This is a genomic window from Streptomyces globisporus (assembly GCF_003501885.1).
GTDB lineage: Bacteria > Actinomycetota > Actinomycetes > Streptomycetales > Streptomycetaceae > Streptomyces > Streptomyces globisporus_D.
Map to the genome: position 1 here is coordinate 1 of NZ_QWFA01000133.1, position 18,089 is coordinate 18,089.

Below are 18,089 nucleotides of genomic sequence, written 5' to 3' on the forward strand. Positions count from 1 at the left end.
GGGGGGGGGGCGACCTGTGCCGCGGCGCTTGCTCGAGAAGGCCGGTCGGGCCTGCATAACGACGCTGTCGGGGGTAGCCGCCCCCCATGGCCGACGAACAGCGCAGTGAGCAGGGCTCCCCGCACGGGCCGGTCCCGGGGAGCCGCGGTGGAACGCAGCGGACGGAGGAAGGAGACAGGAGGGGGCCGAACGGGCCCGAGGCGCAGGTGGAGCGCGACGCGCCGGACGCGCCGACCGAACTGGGCCGGGCGTCGTGGTGGGCGGTCCTCAAGCGGACGGCGAAGGAATTTCAGCGGGACGAGCTGACCGACCGGGCCGCGGGGCTCACGTACTACGGAATCCTGTCGCTCTTCCCGGCCCTTCTGGTGCTGGTCTCGCTCCTCGGGATCGCGGGGGAGTCGACCACGCGGAAGGCGCTGGACAACGTCGAGAAGCTGGCGCCGGGAGCCGCCAAGGAGGTGATCACCAGCGCCATCACTCAGCTGGAGGGCAGCGGCGGCACCGGTTCGGTACTGGCGATCGTCGGCCTGCTGGGGGGCGCTGTGGGTCGCCTCGGGCTATGTGGCGGCCTTCATGCGTGCGGCGAACTCGGTCTACGACCTGCCGGAGGGCCGTCCGCTGTGGAAGGTGCTGCCGGTACGCGTCGGGCTCACCCTGGTGCTCATGATCCTGGCCTGCGCCTGTGCTCTGATGGTGGTGCTGACCGGGGGAATCGCCCGTGAGCTCGGCGCCCTGCTGGGTATCGGCGACACGGCGCTCCTGATCTGGTCGATCGCCAAGTGGCCCGCCCTCGTCGTCTGCGTGGCCGTGCTGCTTGCGGTCCTGTACTGGGCGGCCCCGAACGCGAAGGGGCGAGGCTTCGCCTTCGGCTCCCTGGGCAGTGTTCTGGCGCTGCTGATCTGGATGGCCGCCTCCGCCGGGTTCGCGTTCTACGTCGCCAACTTCGGCTCGTACAACAAGACGTACGGGGCACTGGCCGGCGTCATCGTCTTCCTGGTCTGGCTGTGGATCACCAATCTGGCGATCCTGCTGGGTCTGGAGTTCGATGCGGAGATGGCCCGCGAGCGCGCCATCCTGGGAGGTCACCCCCCGTTCGAGGAGCCTTACGTCGAACCTCGCGACACCCGTTCATGGACCGACGAGGACCGTCGGGCCATGGGTCGGACGGGCCCTACCAGCGACCTGCGGACCGACTGAACGCGCGACGCGGCCGTGGGCGTCAGGTGTGCCTCCGCGGTCGCCGTTCGGTGCCGGCCAGGGCGCGGTCCAGGGCGGCCACACCCAGCCCGGCCAGGACGATCTGGATGAGCCACTCGAACCAGTCGACGCCCCCCGTGTCGCCCACCCCCAGTACGGATGCCAGCAGAGAGCCCAGAAGTGCTGCCGCCATGCCGACGACGAGCGTCCACAGGATGCCGATGTGCTGTCGGCCGGGCAGGACGAGGCGCCCCAGCAGGCCGACCGCCGCCCCGATGACCAGAGCGCTGACGAGTCCGGAGATTTCCATGGCTGACTCCTTCGTGTTCGTGCCGGACGTGTCCGCTTCGCGTACCCCGGCGTGCGGATCACCACCATCGACTGCTCCGTTCGCGCATACGTCCGGATTGCAGGGGCAGGCGAATGTCAGCCATGGACGACGGAGACCGATCAGCAAGCGGTTATCCCCGGCGACAGGTGAAGGATGAGCACCGAGAAGAAGACCGATGAAGAGCACGACGGAAAGCGTGTCGGCGTTCCGACTGCCATGCGGAAGGCCTCCGCGCAGCTCACGGAATTGCTCCAGTGCGAGCCGGGATCTGTTTCCGCGGTGAAGGCCACCGATGACGGTTGGACGGCGGACGTGGAAGTGGTCGAGCTGGAGAGGGTGCCGGACACCATGAGCGTGATGGCCTCGTACCGGGTTCAACTCGACCCGCAGGGAACGCTGTTGTCCTACGAGCGACTGCGCCGCTATGCCAGGGGCCAGATCGACCGTCGCTGAATTCCGTTGTCGGACATAACGGGTCCGATGTAACTCGTCAGACGTAACGAAGATCACCGAAAGGAGTTCCCCATGACACTCGTTCAGCAGAGCAATGCGACGTCCGGTGGGAGCGGCTCGGGAAATCTCTACGACGTTCTTGAACTCATACTCGACCGAGGGCTCGTCATCGACGCGTTCGTTCGCGTCTCCCTGGTCGGTATCGAAATTCTCAAAATCGATGTGCGGGTGGTCGTCGCCAGTGTCGACACCTATCTGCGATTCGCCGAGGCCTGCAACCGGCTCGATCTGGAGTCCGGCCGCAAGGCGCCGAGTCAGCTCACCGATCTGGTCGGAGACATGACGGAGAACGGCGCCAAGGGCAAGTCCAAGGGCGCGCTCACCGGCGCCGTCGAGGCGTTCAGCGAGTCGTTGCAGGGCAAGCGCGAGGAGCCCGAGGAGGAGCCCCGTAAGCGCCCGGCCCGTAAGTCGACGTCCAGCCGTCAGACCCAGCGACGCGAGGAGTAGCGGTGCCCACCTACATCTACGCCATCACCGGCGCCGACCACCCGCTGCCCCTGAACGGCCTGCACGGCGTGGGCGATCCGCCCTCGGCCCTGCGCACCCTGCGCACCGACCGGCTGGCCGCCGTGGTCAGCGACGCGCCGGACGGGCTTCGTGCAAAGCGACGCGACGTCATGGCCCATCAGAGCGTACTGGAAGCGCTCATGGCGGGCGGTGCGACCCTGCCCATGAGGTTCGGCCTTGTGGGACCCGGCGACGACGAGGTCACCGCGGCCCTGGTCCGGGAGGCGGACGCGTACCGGGAGCGGCTGGCACAACTGGACGGCCGGGTGGAGTACAACCTCAAGGCCGGCCGCGACGAGGACGACCTCCTGCGGGAGATCATGACCGAGTCCGACGAGATACGTCAGCTCAATGAACGCACACGCGCCCGGGGCAGCCACGACGACCGGGTCGCCCTAGGGGAACTGGTGGCGCGGGAGGTGACCGCTCGCGGTCAGCGCGAGGCGGAGGACGTCGCCGCCCGGCTGGCGGACGCGGCCACCCACAGCTCACACGCGGAGCCCGCTCCGCAGCAGTTCCTCAACCTGTCCTTCCTCGTGCCCCGGACGGAGACCGACGGCTTCGTGGCCGCGGTCCAACGCGAGGCGGACCGGCGCGGCGACGCCTATTCGTTCACCCTGACGGGCCCGCTGCCGCCGTACAGCTTCGTCTGACCGCCGGGCCGAGGGACTCACGGAGCGGAGGTGACCTGGCCGTGGGCCTCATCAGCAACCTTCTGACCTTGCCACTGGCCCCCGTACGGGGAACGGTCTGGGTCCTTGAACAGGTCGTCCATGCCGCCGAGGAGGAGTACTACGACCCCGAGCCGGTACGCGCCCGGCTCGCGCAGCTGGAGCAGGACCTGAACAACGGCCTCATCGACGCCGAGGAGTTCGACCGCCGCGAGGACGAGTTGCTCGACCGGCTCGACGAGATCGAGGAGTACCGGCAGAACGCACGGCAGACGCCGTGACCATCAGCCACAACCACACGTGACCGGGGGAAGAGCAGAGGTGCATCGCACATGACGAACAACGCCAAGATAGGCGCCGCTCTGGTGGGGGGATACCTGCTGGGGCGCACGAAGAAGGCCAAACTCGCCCTGGGGTTCGGGATGTTCCTCGTCGGCAAGAAGTTCGATCTGGACCCGCGGCAGCTCGGCAAGATGCTGGCCGATTCCCCGGTCCTGGGGTCCCTCAACGACCAGGTGCGCAGGGAACTGGTGGACGCCACCAAGACCGCGGCCACCAAGGCCGTCACGCAGCGGGCCGGCAGCCTGGCCGACTCGCTCCAGCAGCGCACCCGGGCGCTCGAGGCGGGGCCCGAGGCCGACGAAGGGGAACCGGACGAGGTCGACCAAGCCGGGGCGGACCGGGACGAAGAAGGTTCGAGCGAGGGCGAGAAGCGCCAGCGCGCCCCCCGCAGGACCGCCGCCGCGTCCGACTCCAAGCCCGCTTCGAAGAGGCGGTCCTCGTCGGGCGGCGGCCGGTCCGGGGGAGCGAGCAAGACCTCCGCCTCCGCGCGCAAGAGCACCGGTGCCGCACGCAAGACCGCCGCATCAGGCGCCCGCAAGGCCCGAGGAGGCGACGATGCCTGATTCCGCATTCGGCGCCATCAAGGACGACGTGGTCAAGAACCCGGCCACCGACCGGCTCAAGGACGAGTTGCAGAACTACGTCCGGGCCCGTGCCGAACACGCGGTGACCCAGCTGGGGCACCGTCTGGGCGACTCGGTGTCCAAGCTCGCGGAGCCGGGTGGCGGGGCCGGAGCCCTCAAGAGCCTCGCCAAGGGCGGCCAAGCCCTCGGCGAAGGCAAATCCCCCGGTCAGGCCGCCCTGAGCGCGGGCGCCTCCCATCTCAAGGACACCGTCAAGGACAAGGTCAAGGGATTGTTCGGCAAGGGGCGCAAGTCCGGAGGCGGCAAGTCCAAGAGCGTCACCATCGTCGAGGACATCGACGTCGGCGTGCCGGTCCGCGAGGCCTACGACCAGTGGACCCAGTTCCAGGAGTTCAGCTCGTTCGCCAAGGGTGTCGTGAGCGTGGAGAAGGCCGACGACACCACCAGCAACTGGAAGGTGAAGGTCGCCAAGTCGACCCGCAGCTGGAAGGCGAACGTCACCGAGCAGGTGCCCGACGAACGCATCACCTGGACCACCGAAGGCGCCAAGGGCACCGTCAAGGGCGTGGTCACCTTCCACGCGATCACCGACGACCTGACCCGCGTCCTGCTGGTCCTCGAATACTTCCCCAAGGGGCTGTTCGAGAAGACCGGCAACATCTGGCGCGCCCAGGGCCGCCGGGCCCGGCTCGACCTCAAGCTCTACCGCAAGTTCATCATGATGCGCGGTGAGGCGACCGACAGCTGGCGGGGCGAGATCCGCGACGGGGAAGTCGTCGTCGGGCATGACGAGGCGCTGGAAGAGGAGGAGGCGCAGAACGACGAGGGCGCCGAGCCCGATGACGGCTCGCCCGACGACGCGTATGAGGACGAGCAGCCCCGCGACGAGGGTGACGGTCCCGAGGGCGAAGCTTCCGAGGACGACGATCTCGCGTACGACGACGAAGAGCCGCAGGACGAGGAGTTCGTCGACGAGGACGACGAGGACGACGAGGACGCCGAGCCGGCGGACGAGCTGGAGGAACCGGTGGAGGAGGCCGCGGACGAGGACGCCGAGGAACAGTACGACGACGAACCGGCAGCCGACGAGACGGAGGAGGAGCCCCGGCCGGCCCGCCGCTCCCGACGCCGTACGGCCACCGCCGACCGGTGACCGGGATCGCGCACAGACCTGCACCGACACCCCACGGAAAGGCGTGAGACACCGTGTCCGATTCACTCGCCGGCCGGCTGCCGGCCCCGCCCCGGGGGGCCGGCCCGGCATACGGGCAGCAGGGATCGTCGGCCAACCTCGCCGACATCCTGGAGAGGGTGCTGGACAAGGGCATCGTCATCGCCGGTGACATCCAGATCAATCTGCTCGACATCGAACTGCTCACCATCAAGCTCCGCCTGCTCGTCGCCTCCGTCGACAAGGCCAAGGAGATGGGCATCGACTGGTGGGAGCACGATCCCTCGCTCTCCTCACGGGCCCGCCCCGCGCGGGAGACCGAGACCGGCGCCGGGAGGGACTCGCTGGCCGATGAGAACGAGCAACTCCGTGCCGAACTGGCTCGTCTTCGGTCGGCTGCCGGGATCCCGGGCCCCGCTGCGGCCGACGCACAGGCGGTCCCCGCCGAAGAGGAGGAGCGACGATGAACACCGGACCGAACGCACCCCTGGGCGCCCCGGGCGGAGGCGTCGGGGAGATGAGTTACGTCTACGCGGTCGGCCGTGAGGGCCCCGCCCTGGACGGGCTCGCCGCCCGGCTGCCCGGCGTGGACGGACGGCCCCTGCGTCCCGTGGGCGGGGGCGGGCTGTGCGCGCTCGTCTCCGGCGTACCGTCGGACACGTTCGGCGAGCAGGGTCTCACCGCGCAGATGGAGGACCTGGAGCGGCTCGAATCGGTGGCCCGGGCCCACCACGCGGTGGTGGACGCCGCGTTCGCGGAGACCTCCGTGCTGCCGATGCGGCTGGCCACGGTGTATCTGGACGATGCCCGGGTGGCCGACATGCTGGTCAGGCAACGCAGCGAATTCCGGGAGCTGTTGGGCCGCCTGGAGGGGCACGTCGAGCTGGGCGTGAAGGTGTACGCCGATCCCCGTACGGCCGCCGCGCCGGCCCCGGCCACGGTGGCGCCGTCGGGTGCCGGGGCGGGGCGCGCCTATCTGCGGCGACGTCAGGCGGAGCAGCGTGACAGTCAGGACACCTACCGGACGGCATCCGAACTGGCCGCCCGTGCGGCGCGGTTGGCGGAGGGGGTGGCCGCCTCACGGGCGGTGCACCGTCCGCAACAGGGGCAGCTCGCTTCCCGGTCCGGGGTGAACGTCAGCAACGAGGCCTATCTCGTCCCCCGGGAGCACACGGAGCAGCTCCGCCGGGAGCTTTCCGCACTGGCCGAAGATGTACCCGGGGTCGCGGTCGAGGTGACAGGGCCGTGGGCGCCCTACTCGTTTGCGACCGCCGTGACGGCGGAGGGCGCGGACGGCGGTGGCCCACGGTGAGCACGGACGTCATCGGCGGCGTTCTCGGTGAGAGCGAGCCCCGGGGCGGCCCGCCCGTCGCCCTGATCGATCTCCTGGACCGCCTGCTGAACGGAGGGGCCGTCCTCACCGGGGACCTCGTCCTGTCCATCGCCGACGTGGATCTCGTCCACATCAACCTGCGAGCGGTGATCCGGTCGATCACCGGTGAGGAGCCGGGGCCGTGGTGAGGCCGTTCACCGGTTGCGCACCCGAGCGAAGCATCCCGGCGAGGAGGGGAACCCGATGACCGACGACAACCGAGCACGAAGCCCGGCGGGCATGCCTGCCGCGGCGGCCGAAGAGGTGGCACGAGCCGCGGCGCAGGCGTTCGGGCTCAGCCCGGCGCAACCGGACGGCCAACGCCCCTCGGCGGCGGCCCAGCGCCTGCACACCGACCCGGACACCGTGGAGCGGGACCTCGTCAAGCTGGTGCTCACCATCGTGGAGCTGCTCCGTCAGCTCATGGAGCGCACCGCGATCCACCGCGTCGATCAGGGCGATCTGAGCGAGCCCCAGGAGGAGCGGATCGGGATGACGCTGATGATCCTGCACGAACGCATGACGGAGCTGTGCGACCGCTACGACCTGACGATGGACGACCTCAATCTCGACCTCGGACCGCTCGGCTCACTGCTGCCGCACAACGGCGCCTGAACGAGCCGGACCCAGGTTTCATCACACGAGCCAAGGCAAGGAGGAGGCCATGACCACAGAAGACAAGGACGCAAAGAACTCCACCCCGAGCAAGGGGAGGACCACCACCGCCCGCAAGTCGGCCGCCTCGGCCCGCAAGACGGCCGGAGCCACCGCGGAGAAGGCCGGCAAGCAGGCCGAGGTGACGGCCGACGAGGCACGGTCCGTGGCCGAGGGCGCCAAGGATTCGGCGTCGGACAGCGCGCGGGCGGCCGGTGAGACCACCCGGCGTGTCGGCCGTGCCGCGGCCGCCGGTCTCCAGAGCGGGCAGCAGGCCGTGACCGCCAACGCGGCCAAGGCCGCGAGTGCGGCCACCACGGCCTGGGCGGTCGTCAAGCACCGGAAGGCGGTCGCCGCCGGAGCCGCCGCGGGCGTGGCCGGTGTCGCCGGAGCGGCGTTCGCCATCGGCCGTTCGACCGCGAAGCCTCCGACGGGCCCGCTGACCCGACTGGCGCGTGGACGGATCTGACAGCGGAAACGGAGAACGCCGGGCAGGGCCTGGACGTGGGGCGGGGCCGGAGAAGATCTTCTCCGGCCCCGCCCCACGTCCAGGCCCGCTGCGATTCCCGTCCACCCTGCCTCCCCATTCTCGATGCGAACAAATATGCGAACAAGAGGTTGGAGTGCTTCTTTCTCGTCCCGATGAATCGGGATGGGATGGCAGAGATCCGTAAAGGGGGGTCATGGGCAACAGGGGGTGTGTATGCCGTTTACGCACCTCCATGCGGCGAGCGGCTATTCGCTGCGCCACCGCGCACACCCCCCGACTCCGCGCCACGGCCCACGCGCTGCACGCCGCTCTGGGGCTTCAGCGGGCCCGGGTCCGCTCGCCGGCCCTGCGCGCGGGCGAACTCGGCGACGCCGCGTCCGCCTCCCGGCAGCTGACCTTCGGCCCCGACGACGACCGGGCCCGCCGCATCGAGGCCGCGACCGTCCGCGCCCGGGCCTGCTTCGGGGCGGGGGCGGTACGGCCTGCCCGCACGGCGGGGACGCGGTGAGCGGAGGCGTGCTGTGAAGGGCCTCAGCTGCCGAGGTGTTCCGCCCGGTGGGCCGCCCAACGCTGCATCAGCGAGCCGAGCTCCTTCTCCAGGAACAGGAAGAACTCCAGGGTCTCGTTGATCCGGCGGCCCTGCGGGGTGTCGAGTCCGAACTGCTCAACGCCCTCCCGCATCGTGGTCTGCCAGTTCCTCAGGAAGGCGTCCCGTTCGAGCAGTGCGTTGTACCACTGGTCGCCCTGGACGCGATAGCGCTCACGCCGGGACCCCGGCTCCCGCTCGCGGCTGACCAGGTTGACCTGGGCGAGATAGCGGACGGCTCCCGACACGGCCGCCGGGCTGACCTTCAGCTGCCCGCTCAGTTCGGCGGAGGTGAGTGCGCCCTGTTCCGAGGAGAGCAGGGCGGCGAAGACCCTGGCCGGCATGCGGGTCATGCCCGCCTGGACCAGCTGGGCGGCGAACCGCTCCACGAACCGGGAGACGGCCGCCGCCTCGGCGTCGCCGTCCGTGCGGTCGTCCGTCCGCCGCTCATCCATGTTCCGACCCCGGTCTCCGTGGTTCCCGGCGCTCGCGTGCCGACCGCGCCTCCTGCCAGTCTACGAGCGATTCATACGCTTCTTTAACTTCACACATTTCTGAAAGAAGCGTAGTTTCGAAACATGAAGAAGGCCATCACCGTCTCCGGACTCCACAAGTCGTTCGGCCCGACACACGCCCTCACCGGTCTCGACCTCGATGTGGAGGCCGGCGAGGTCCATGGCTTCCTCGGGCCCAACGTGGCGGGCAAGTCCACGACGATCCGCGTCCTGCTGGGTCTGCTGCGCGCCGACTCCGGAGGCGTCCAGCTCCTCGGCAAGGACCCGTGGAAGGACGCGGTCGAACTGCACCGGCGGCTCGCCTACGTCCCCGGGGATGTCGAGCTGTGGCCGGGTCTCACCGGAGGAGAGGCCATCGACCTGCTGGCGAAGCTGCGCGGCGGCCTCGACCGGCGGCGGCGTGACGAACTCATCGACCGGTTCGACCTCGACCCGCTCAAGAAGGGCCGCGCCTACTCCAAGGGCAACCGGCAGAAGGTCGCCATCGTCGCCGCGCTCGCCTCCGACGCCGAACTGCTCCTCCTCGACGAGCCCACGGCAGGCCTCGACCCCCTGATGGAGGTCGTCTTCCAGGACGTCATCCTCCAGGCGAAAGCGGCGGGGAAGACGGTGCTGCTCTCCAGCCACATCCTGGCCCAGGTCGAAAAGCTCTGCGACCGCGTCAGCATCGTCCGCCAGGGCCGCACCGTGCAGTCGGGCACGCTCGGCGAGATGCGCCACCTCACCCGGACGACCGTCGAGGCCGAGACCGAACGCCCGGTCACCGGACTCGACACCCTGCCCGGTGTCCACGGGCTGACGGCGGCGGACCTGAGGGTGCGCTTCGCCGTGGACGGAGCCCACCTCGACGCGGCGATCCGCCGGCTCGGCGAGTTCGGCATCCGGAGCCTGACCAGCCACCCGCCGACGCTCGAAGAGCTGATGCTGCGTCATTACGGCGACGAGCTCGCCTCCTCCGCCACCTCGGGGGGAGTTGCCCGATGACCGGTCTCGCCACACCCCTCGACGCCCCCGGCAGGTCCACGTCCGCCAGGATCCGGCCCGCCGCCTTCACCGGCACCGGGACTCTTCTCCGGTTCAACCTGCGGCGCGATCGCGTCCGCATGTCCGTATGGCTGCTCGCCCTCACCCTGGGCACGCTGGCCACGGCGGCCGAGTACAAGGCGCTGTACTCCACCCCCGAGGAGCGCGCCGCGGCCGTCAGCTCCATGGACAGCCCGGCCGCGCTCGCCATGACCGGCCCCCGCCCCTATCTGTCCGACTACACGGCGGGCGCGATGCTCGGCCACCAGATGCTCGGCTTCATGGCCGTCCTGGTGGGCCTGATGAGCGTCCTGACCGTCACCCGGCACACCCGCGACGAGGAGGAGACCGGCCGAGCCGAACTGGTCCGCTCCACCGTCGTCGGCCACCACGCCCACCTCGCCGCCGCCCTGGCCGCCGCCGTCGTGGCCAACCTCGGCCTCGCCGTGCTGCTGGCCCTGGGCCTCACCGCGACGGGCATCGACGGAATCGGTCCTGGCGGGGCGGTGCTGTACGGCCTCGCGCACGCCGCGATCGGGCTCGTCTTCGCCGGTGTCGCCGCGATCACCGCGCAGCTCACGGCGCACACCCGGGGCGCATCGGGCCTGGCGCTCGCGGCGATCGGCGTGGCCTACGTACTGCGGGCCTCCGGCGACGTGGGCAACGGCGCCCTGTCCTGGCTGAGCCCGATCGGCTGGATCCAGCGCACCTACGTCTTCGTCGACGACCGGTGGTGGCCGCTCGCCCTCTGCCTCCTCCTCGCCGCCGCGACCGCCTCCTACGGCTTCGTCCTGAGCACCCGGCGCGATGTCGGCGCGGGCCTGCGCCCCGCACGGCTCGGCCGGCGTACGGCGTCCGACGCGCTCACCCGGCCTTTCGGCTTCGCCCTGCGGCTGCACCGGGCGACCTTGCTCGGCTTCGCCGCAGGGCTCTGCCTGATGGGCGTCATGTACGGCTCGATCCTCGGCGAGGCCGCCGACATGGTGGAGAGCGTCGAGCAGCTCCAGGAGGCGCTCAAGGACATCGGCGGCGCCACCGTGGCCGAGTCGTTCGCGTCCATGGTGATGGTCGTCGTCGCGGTCGTCGCCGCCGTGTACGTGGTGATGGCCGCGCTGCGGCCGCGCGCCGAGGAGAACGCCGGCCGCGCCGAACCGCTCCTGGCCACCGGTCTCTCCCGCAACCGCTGGCTCGGCAGCCATGTCGCCGTCGCCCTGGCCGGCGGTACGGCGCTGCTGGTCCTGGCCGGGCTGTGCTTCGGCGTCTCGGGCGCGGCGTCGGCGGGGGACGGGAGCCTGGTCCTCGAACTGACCCTGGCGGCGGCCGCGTACGCCCCGGCCCTGTGGGTCACCGTCGGCGTGGCCGTCCTGCTCTTCGGCTGGTTCCCGCGGGCGGGGGCGGCGGCCTGGATCGTGCCCGTGTACGCCTTCCTCGTCGGATACCTGGGACCCGTCCTCCAGCTCCCGGACCGGCTGACGAACCTGTCACCCTTCGGCCATGTGCCCCGGCTCCCGGCCGCCCCCATGACCTGGACGCCCCTGCTGGCCCTGACCGCCGTCGCGGCCGGACTGATCGCGCTGGGACTGGCGGGCTTCCGCCGCCGGGACCTGGACACCAAGTGAGGGCCGCTCACCGCGGACCCGACCTCACCACCCCGTCCACAGCAGGTGGTTGACGAGCAGGGCCGGAACCGCCGAAGCGACCAGCCACCACCGCACGCCCCGGCGGGGCAGCAGCGCCGCCGCCGGCAGCAGCCACAGCAGGAACGGCTGCCAGATGCGCTCCGTCTCCGCCTTGCTCATCCCGGAGAGGTCGGCGACGAGCAACGCCACCAGCGCCGCCAGGACGAGCAACGCCAGCCGCCCCTCCGGAGAGACCGCCCCGGGGCCGCCCTGCAGGGCCCGTACGGCGCCGGGCGCGGCCACCGCGCTCCGGCGCAGCCCGGCGACGGCGGCCAGCCCGGCCGCGACGGTCGCGCAGGCCAGGTTGGCCCAGACCCAGTACGCGTACGGGCGGACGCCGCCCGCGCCCTGGTGGTAGCGCTCGACCAACAGATGGTAGGCGGTCCACCAGTTGAACCCGGCGAGGGTGAAGGCCACCGGGACCACGAGCGCGCCGAGCAGGAACACCGGCACCGGGCGCGCGGTCCGGGCGAGCACCAGGACCGCGAGCAGGACGGCCGCCATCAGCCCCAGCCCGTAACTCAGGTAGCAGGTCCACCCGAACAGCAGACCCCCGCCGGCCGCCGCCAGGGCCGGGAAGCGGACCCGGCGGGTGGCGGCCAGGGCGAGGAGCGCCACCGACCAGGCGGCGACGGCCGCGAAGTACCCGTCGGCCGAGACGCCCGCCCAGACGGCGGCGGGGGCGAGGACGAGGAAGGGCGCGGCACGCCGGGCCAGCCGCTCGTCGGCCACCACCCGGATGGTGATCAGGGCGGCCAGCACCGCCGAACTGCCCGCCACGACACACCAGACGGCTGCCCAGGCGCCACCGCCGAGCCCGACGCGGTCCAGCCAGACGAAGGTCAGCGTCGCGCCCGGCGGGTGCCCGGCGACATGGGCGGGCCAATTGCCGGGCGCGTCGAACAGGATGTGGTCGGTGAAGCCGCTCAGAGTGGCGGGGATGTCCGCGAAGCGGTCGATGACCTGCAGATACTCGTGCTTGGTGGTGAGCCGCCGCTCGACGCCCCGGTACCAGCCGTCGATCAGCGCCATCGAGAACACCCAGGCCGTGGACCCGGCCCAGGCCGCCGCGAGAAGCCCGCGCCAGGGCAGCCGGGCGGCAAGCGGCGGCCCGTACACGATGACCAGGGCAGCCATGGTCAGCGCGGCGGGGGTGCCGGGGCCAAGGTGGGGGTCCCAGGAGGCCAGGAAGGGCGGCCACTGCGCGAACAGGGTCTGGTCCCGGTCCTGGATGACCCGGCCGATGAGCACGGCGGCGACGACCAGCAGCACGCCTGCTGCGGCGGCGACCAGGTCGGCCCGTACCGCGCGCCGCGCGCGATCGTCGATGTGGTCCGACGGTGCGGGCGGGCCGTGTCCCGTGCCGTCGGCGGTGTCCGTGGGGGTGACGTCCTCGGTCTTCACGCTGGCACGCTATGCAGATCGGGCGGCGATCGGGCGGTCCGGCGGGGCCGCGTCACCGAACCGTCAGATCCTCTTCTCCCCGCGGCTCTCCGAGCGGTGACGCCCGTCGCTTCGTCCGGCCGCGACGTCAGAATTCCGTCACGAGTCGTACCCGCCCGTGGACGATGCTCCGCGCTTAGCGTCGGCCTCATGCCCGAACGCCGCCGCATCCGCTCCCTCCCCGACACGCTCAGCACCCCGCGCACGCCCGCGAACCCGCGATTCTGGCGCAGCCCCGTCCGCGGGGCGCGCTTCACCGCCGTGCTCGGCGTCGTGCTGCTCGCCGGACTCACGCTGCTGTTCGTCACCGGTCTGCTCTCGTACGCCGCCTACAACCCGGACCTGAACCGGGTCAACGACAAGACCCCGGGCAAGGGATGGCTGGGCTTCTACCTGTTCTCCTGGCCGACAGGACCGCACTGGCTCTACCGGCTGACCCAGGGGCTGCACGTCACCGTCGGCATCGTGCTCGTGCCCGTCCTGCTCGCGAAGCTCTGGTCGGTGATCCCCCGGCTCTTCGCCCTGCCGCCCGCCCGTTCCGTGGGCCACGCCCTGGAGCGGATCTCGCTCGTACTGCTCATCGGCGGGGCGCTGTTCCAGTTCCTCACCGGACTGCTCAACATCCAGCTGGACTACCTCTTCCCCGGGTCCTTCTACACTCTGCACTTCTACGGCGCCTGGGTCTTCCTCGCCGGGTTCGTCACCCATACGGCCCTCAAGACGCCGCAGGCCGTACGAGTGTTGCGCAACGGCGTCCCGCCCGGCGAGGCGGACACCCTCGCCGCCCCCGACCCGCTGCCCGCCACCCTGTCCCGGCGCGGCGCGCTGGCCATGGTCGGGGCCGGTTCTCTCCTGTTGCTGATCACCTCGGCGGGCCGGAGCTTCGACGGGCCGTTGCGCCGCATCGCGCTCCTCACCCCGCGCGGCGGCACCGACCCGGGGCCGGGGCCGAACGCCTTCCAGATCAACAAGACCGCCGCCGCCGTACGGATCACGCCCGCCGACACCGGGGAGCGCTGGCGGCTGACGGTACGAGGGCCGGCCGGGGAGTTCCGCCTCTCCCGGGCCGAACTGCTGGCCATGGACCAGCACACCTCGGCGCTCCCGATCGCCTGCGTGGAGGGCTGGTCGACCTCCGACCAGCAGTGGCGCGGGGTGCGACTCGCCGATCTGGCGGCGCTCGCCGGGTACCCGGACCGGCCGCCGGGCGTGTTCGTCGAGTCGCTCCAGCGCAGCGGCTCCTTCCGCAAGGCCGCGCTGCGCGACAACCAGGTCCGTGACGGCCGCTCGCTGCTCGCGCTGGAGGTGAACGGCGCCCCGCTGTCGGCGGACCACGGCTATCCGGCCCGGATCATCGTCCCCGCCGCGCCCGGGGTGCTGAACACCAAGTGGGTCGAGACGCTGACGTTCGGAGAGCTGTGATGTCCACCCGAGCCGTGCCGCCGCGCTCCGCCGCCCCCCGCCTCCGACGCTTCTCACCGCGCCGCCTGTACGGCGAGGGCCCGCTCCACCTGATCCTGCTCGCCGCCACGTTCTGCCTGGCCGGCTACGCGGGCGTACGGCTGCTGGACGGGGACACCGTCGGCGTACTGCTCTGGTTCGCGGGGTCGGCCGTCCTGCACGACCTGGTGCTGCTGCCGGTGTACGCCGGGGCGGACCGGGCGCTGCGCGCCGCGCTCGGTCCCCGGGCGGCCCTGGTGAACTTCGTCCGGGTACCGGCGTTCCTCTCCGGGCTCCTCCTGCTGATCTGGTTCCCGCTGATCGCCCGGCGGACCGAACGGCGGTACGTGGCCGCCGCCGGTACCACCCCGGACGTCTACTTCGGCAACTGGCTGCTGATCACCGGCGCGCTGTTCGCGCTCTCCGCGCTCTGGCTGCTGGTCCGGGCGCTCCGCTCCCGTACGGGGCGGCGCAGGGATACGAACGTCCGCCCCTCCGCGCCCCACTGATCGGCGGTACGCCAGCCGCACGCGCGGGCGTGCCGCAGCAGGGCGGGCGTCCCGATCCGCGCCCAGGGGAACGGCTCGGCGGCGGTCCCGCGCACGGCGGTGGGGGAGGACTCACCGAGCGGTCCGCCCCGGCCGTCGTCGAGCCGGACCCGGACCCGTTCGTCCACGTCGACGGGGGCGGTCTCGGCGATCAGCAGCCCACCTGTGCCGAGCAGATCGGCCGCCCGGTCCAGCAGCGCGGCCGGGTCACCGCCGATGCCGATGTTGCCGTCAAGGAGCAGAAGGGTGCCCCAACGGCCCTCCCCGGGCAGCGGGTCGAACACGCTGCGGAGCAGGGCGGCACCGCCGAGACCGCGCGTACGGGCCACCGCCGCCTCGCTGACGTCGATGCCCAGCGCCCGGTGCCCGAGCGAGGCCAGTTCGGCGACCAGCCGCCCCGGCCCGCAGCCGATGTCCAGCACCGGCCCCTCGCACCGGTGCAGCGCGGACAGGTCGGCGGAGCCCGCGTCGGAGCACCAGCGCTCCACGTCCAGGGGCAGCAGCCAGCCGTCGCTGCGGCGCAGGAACAGCGGACCGCGGCCGGTGCGCAGGGCGTTGGCGTACGGGTCGGCGCCCCAGGAAGCGGCGCGGGGGGCCGCCGGCCCCTTACCGGTTTCAGTGGATTCGGTGGATTCGGCGGGGGCCGACGTCGCGAGCCCGGACGAGGGCACGGTCGTACTCATCGCACCCCCGCCCGGGTCAGCCGGTCCAGCACCGTGGCGAACCGGCCGCCCGGCGCGGCCGACGCGACCCGGTGGGCGTCGGCCGCGGTGTCCACGTCGACCAGCACCGGCAGATCGCGTACGACCAGCCCCGCCTCCACCAGTCTGCGCCGCTGCACCGCACCGGTCTCCGGGAGGGACATCGGCACCCCGCGCAGCAGATCAGGGTCGGGTTCCGCCAGGCCCAGGGCCCAGAACCCGCCGTCCTCGGCCGGGCCGAACCAGGCCCCGCAGCCGTCCCAGGCGTCCGGCGCGAGAGCGGGGGCGAGCAGACCGGCCGTCAGTTGCGGGGTGTCCATGCCGACCAGGAGGGCCGGCCCGGTACACCCGCCGAAGGCCGCCGCGAGGCGTTCGTCCAGACCGCCCGCGCTCTGCGGCACCACGTCGAACCCCGGTGGCGCCCAGGGGCCGGGCCGCCCGTCGAGCACCAGGACCCGCCGCCGGGCGGGAAGGGTCAGCAGGGTCTCCAGGGTGTCCGCGAGGGCCGCGGTCGCCAGTTCGGCGGCCTCGACGGGGGAGAAGGGCGGACAGAGCCGGGTCTTGACCCGTCCGGCCACTGGCTCCTTCGCGATGACCAGCAGTTCCGCCGGCCCCATCGGCATCGGCCCGTACACGCTCATCGCAGGGCCTCCGTCCCCGCGCGCACGATCCCGCCGGGCGCGGGGTCCGCCGGTGGCTCGCGCAGGACGCCCCGCATGTCGCGCACCGCGTGCCAGGTCCCGCGCCAGGTGCCGGTCACCTTCGACTTCCCGGTCCGCGGCCGGTAGGGGACGTCGCTCTCGGCGACCCGCAGCCCGGCGTCCGAGGCCCGGACCACCATCTGGAGCGGGTAGCCGCTGCGCCGGTCGGTGAGGTCCAGGGCCAGCAGATCGGTGCGGCGGGCCGCCCGCAGCGGTCCGAGGTCGTGCAGACGCAGGCCGGTACGGCGGCGCAGCATCCGGGCCAGCGCCAGATTGCCGGCCCGCGCGTGCGGCGGCCAGGCGCCCCGGCCCTCGGGACGGCGGCGGCCGAGCAGCAGATCGCACTCGCCGTCCGCGATCCGCCGCACGAAGCCGGCCAGCAGCGCGGGGTCCAGCGAGCCGTCGCAGTCGCAGAAGCAGACGAACTCGGCCTCGGCGGCGAGCAGCCCGGCGTGAGCGGCCGCGCCGAACCCCCGCCGGTCCTCCGTGACGACCTTCGCGCCGAGGGACCGGGCGAGCTCGGCCGAACCGTCGGTCGAGCCGTTGTCGACCACGATCGCCCGCCAGCCGTCAGGGATGCGATCGAGCACCCAGGGCAGAGCGGCGGCCTCGTCGAGGCAGGGCAGAACGATGTCGGCCTTCGGGAGACCCGTGGACGGGGCGGGCGGACACGGAGGGGCGGTAGAAGAATCAGTCACCCGCCTCACCCTACGGAGACAAGTCCGGCATTCAGGGCATCAGGTTCTTACGAAACATGGACATCGGCCGGATGGGGGTGACCGGGCCCCGGCGCGCCGGGAGCAGGGTGCCACAGTGGGGGCCATGGAGAACATGCCGTCCGCCCACCCTCCGGCGCCCGTCCCCCAGGGGACGCGTGGCCGGGTTCTCGTCGTGGACGACGACCCGACCGTCGCCGAAGTCGTCGTCGGCTATCTGCACCGCGCCGGTTACGCCGTCGAGCAGGCCGGTGACGGACCCGCCGCACTGGGACGGTTCGCGGCGTGCCGGCCCGACCTCGTCGTCCTGGACCTCATGCTCCCCGCCATGGACGGGTTCGAGGTCTGCCGCCGCATGCGGGAGCACGGGCCGGTCCCCGTCATCATGCTCACCGCCCGCGGTGACGAGGAGGACCGCATCCTCGGTCTGGAGACCGGTGCCGACGACTACGTCACCAAGCCGTTCAGCCCGCGCGAACTGGTCCTGCGGGTCGACTCCGTGCTGCGCCGCGCCCGGGCCGTCGCGCCGGCGGAGGACGCCGGTCCGCTGTCCGGCGGCGGGCTGAGCCTCGACCCCGTGGCCCGGCGGGCCCACCGTGACGGGCGTGGACTCGCTCTGACGCTGCGCGAGTTCGACCTGCTCGCCTTTCTCCTCCGGCACCCCGGAAAGGTGTTCGGCAGGGAGGAGCTGATGCGTGAGGTCTGGGGGTGGGACTTCGGCGACCTGTCCACGGTCACCGTCCATATCCGCAGGCTGCGCGGCAAGGTCGAGCAGGACCCGGCCCGCCCCAGGCTGATCCGCACCGTGTGGGGTGTGGGCTACCGCCTGGACCTGGAAGCGGAGGGCCCGGACGCCGGTGCGGGGGCCGGGCCCTCCGCTTCCAGGTCCAGGCGGTAGCCCACAC

The 18,089-nt window shown here is 71.9% G+C and carries 22 protein-coding genes and 1 pseudogene; 17 read left to right on the plus strand and 6 right to left on the minus strand.

Annotated elements, in window-relative coordinates:
- Positions 1–86: 86 nt before the first annotated feature.
- Positions 87–1,197: pseudogene (locus D3105_RS23130) on the plus strand (YihY/virulence factor BrkB family protein).
- A 22-nt stretch (positions 1,198–1,219) separates the two neighbouring features.
- Here D3105_RS23130 and D3105_RS23135 read toward each other — a convergent pair.
- The gene (locus tag D3105_RS23135) at positions 1,220–1,507 is read right to left on the minus strand and encodes a GlsB/YeaQ/YmgE family stress response membrane protein (protein WP_118904981.1); all 288 of its coding nucleotides are present in this window, start codon (positions 1,505–1,507) and stop codon (positions 1,220–1,222) included.
- Between the two features lie 174 nt (positions 1,508–1,681).
- Between D3105_RS23135 and D3105_RS23140 the strand changes: the two genes are divergently transcribed.
- From D3105_RS23140 to D3105_RS23195, 12 genes are all read left to right on the plus strand, one after another.
- The gene (locus D3105_RS23140) at positions 1,682–1,981 is read left to right on the plus strand and encodes a gas vesicle protein (RefSeq protein WP_118904982.1); all 300 of its coding nucleotides are present in this window, start codon (positions 1,682–1,684) and stop codon (positions 1,979–1,981) included.
- Positions 1,982–2,053: 72 nt separating this feature from the next.
- A complete protein-coding gene (locus D3105_RS23145; protein WP_030586936.1) occupies positions 2,054–2,488 on the plus strand; it encodes a gas vesicle structural protein GvpA in 435 nt (144 codons plus the stop codon).
- 2 nt (positions 2,489–2,490) lie between these two features.
- Complete coding sequence (locus D3105_RS23150) at positions 2,491–3,201, plus strand: GvpL/GvpF family gas vesicle protein (protein WP_118904983.1); 711 nt, start codon at positions 2,491–2,493, stop codon at positions 3,199–3,201.
- Positions 3,202–3,242: 41 nt separating this feature from the next.
- Positions 3,243–3,500 (plus strand): gas vesicle protein GvpG, encoded by a 258-nt coding sequence (locus tag D3105_RS23155; protein ID WP_118904984.1) that lies wholly within the window; start codon positions 3,243–3,245, stop codon positions 3,498–3,500.
- A gap of 51 nt (positions 3,501–3,551) precedes the next feature.
- The gene (locus D3105_RS23160) at positions 3,552–4,124 is read left to right on the plus strand and encodes a hypothetical protein (RefSeq protein WP_118904985.1); all 573 of its coding nucleotides are present in this window, start codon (positions 3,552–3,554) and stop codon (positions 4,122–4,124) included.
- Positions 4,117–5,298: an SRPBCC family protein gene (locus tag D3105_RS23165; protein ID WP_118904986.1), complete on the plus strand. Its 1,182-nt coding sequence runs from the start codon at positions 4,117–4,119 to the stop codon at positions 5,296–5,298. Before D3105_RS23160 ends, D3105_RS23165 begins: the two co-directional genes overlap by 8 nt.
- Before the next feature lie 53 nt (positions 5,299–5,351).
- Positions 5,352–5,783 carry a gas vesicle protein gene (locus D3105_RS23170; RefSeq protein ID WP_118904987.1) on the plus strand — a complete coding sequence of 144 codons (432 nt, stop codon included), beginning with the start codon at positions 5,352–5,354 and terminating at the stop codon, positions 5,781–5,783.
- Positions 5,780–6,628 carry a GvpL/GvpF family gas vesicle protein gene (locus tag D3105_RS23175; protein WP_118904988.1) on the plus strand — a complete coding sequence of 283 codons (849 nt, stop codon included), beginning with the start codon at positions 5,780–5,782 and terminating at the stop codon, positions 6,626–6,628. Before D3105_RS23170 ends, D3105_RS23175 begins: the two co-directional genes overlap by 4 nt.
- On the plus strand, positions 6,625–6,837 hold the full coding sequence (locus D3105_RS23180) for a gas vesicle protein (RefSeq protein ID WP_030586915.1): 213 nt from the start codon (positions 6,625–6,627) through the stop codon (positions 6,835–6,837). The genes D3105_RS23175 and D3105_RS23180 overlap by 4 nt, the downstream gene beginning before the upstream one ends.
- A 55-nt stretch (positions 6,838–6,892) precedes the next feature.
- Positions 6,893–7,303: a gas vesicle protein K gene (locus D3105_RS23185; protein WP_165891064.1), complete on the plus strand. Its 411-nt coding sequence runs from the start codon at positions 6,893–6,895 to the stop codon at positions 7,301–7,303.
- Between the two features lie 49 nt (positions 7,304–7,352).
- Positions 7,353–7,811, plus strand: a complete 459-nt coding sequence (locus tag D3105_RS23190) for a hypothetical protein (protein ID WP_118904989.1) — start codon at positions 7,353–7,355, stop codon at positions 7,809–7,811.
- A gap of 253 nt (positions 7,812–8,064) precedes the next feature.
- Positions 8,065–8,340, plus strand: coding sequence for a hypothetical protein (locus tag D3105_RS23195; RefSeq protein ID WP_425315753.1), 276 nt, complete (start codon positions 8,065–8,067; stop codon positions 8,338–8,340).
- 23 nt (positions 8,341–8,363) lie between these two features.
- Here D3105_RS23195 and D3105_RS23200 read toward each other — a convergent pair whose 3' ends face one another.
- Positions 8,364–8,873, minus strand: coding sequence for a GbsR/MarR family transcriptional regulator (locus tag D3105_RS23200; protein ID WP_118904990.1), 510 nt, complete (start codon positions 8,871–8,873; stop codon positions 8,364–8,366).
- A gap of 123 nt (positions 8,874–8,996) precedes the next feature.
- Between D3105_RS23200 and D3105_RS23205 the strand changes: the two genes are divergently transcribed.
- Both D3105_RS23205 and D3105_RS23210 read left to right on the plus strand, forming a co-directional pair.
- Positions 8,997–9,917 (plus strand): ABC transporter ATP-binding protein, encoded by a 921-nt coding sequence (locus tag D3105_RS23205; protein ID WP_118904991.1) that lies wholly within the window; start codon positions 8,997–8,999, stop codon positions 9,915–9,917.
- Entirely contained in the window at positions 9,914–11,575 is a 1,662-nt protein-coding gene (locus D3105_RS23210; protein WP_118904992.1) for an ABC transporter permease, read from the plus strand. Before D3105_RS23205 ends, D3105_RS23210 begins: the two co-directional genes overlap by 4 nt.
- Positions 11,576–11,599: 24 nt before the next feature.
- Here the strand turns inward: D3105_RS23210 and D3105_RS23215 are convergent, their stop codons facing one another.
- A complete protein-coding gene (locus D3105_RS23215) occupies positions 11,600–13,039 on the minus strand; it encodes a hypothetical protein (RefSeq protein ID WP_118904993.1) in 1,440 nt (479 codons plus the stop codon).
- Between the two features lie 189 nt (positions 13,040–13,228).
- On the opposite strand from D3105_RS23215, the gene D3105_RS23220 reads away from it, so the two are divergent.
- On the plus strand, positions 13,229–14,500 hold the full coding sequence (locus D3105_RS23220) for a molybdopterin-dependent oxidoreductase (protein WP_118904994.1): 1,272 nt from the start codon (positions 13,229–13,231) through the stop codon (positions 14,498–14,500).
- 394 nt (positions 14,501–14,894) lie between these two features.
- Here the strand turns inward: D3105_RS23220 and D3105_RS23230 are convergent, their stop codons facing one another.
- From D3105_RS23230 to D3105_RS23240, 3 genes are read right to left on the minus strand one after another with little or no spacing between them, the layout of a single operon-like run.
- Entirely contained in the window at positions 14,895–15,749 is an 855-nt protein-coding gene (locus D3105_RS23230; RefSeq protein ID WP_118904995.1) for a class I SAM-dependent methyltransferase, read from the minus strand.
- Complete coding sequence (locus tag D3105_RS23235; RefSeq protein WP_118904996.1) at positions 15,746–16,408, minus strand: TIGR04282 family arsenosugar biosynthesis glycosyltransferase; 663 nt, start codon at positions 16,406–16,408, stop codon at positions 15,746–15,748. Before D3105_RS23235 ends, D3105_RS23230 begins: the two co-directional genes overlap by 4 nt.
- The gene (locus D3105_RS23240) at positions 16,405–17,166 is read right to left on the minus strand and encodes a glycosyltransferase family 2 protein (protein WP_118904997.1); all 762 of its coding nucleotides are present in this window, start codon (positions 17,164–17,166) and stop codon (positions 16,405–16,407) included. Before D3105_RS23240 ends, D3105_RS23235 begins: the two co-directional genes overlap by 4 nt.
- Before the next feature lie 124 nt (positions 17,167–17,290).
- Between D3105_RS23240 and D3105_RS23245 the strand changes: the two genes are divergently transcribed.
- Positions 17,291–18,082, plus strand: coding sequence for a response regulator transcription factor (locus D3105_RS23245; protein ID WP_206272858.1), 792 nt, complete (start codon positions 17,291–17,293; stop codon positions 18,080–18,082).
- Positions 18,083–18,089: the final 7 nt, after the last annotated feature.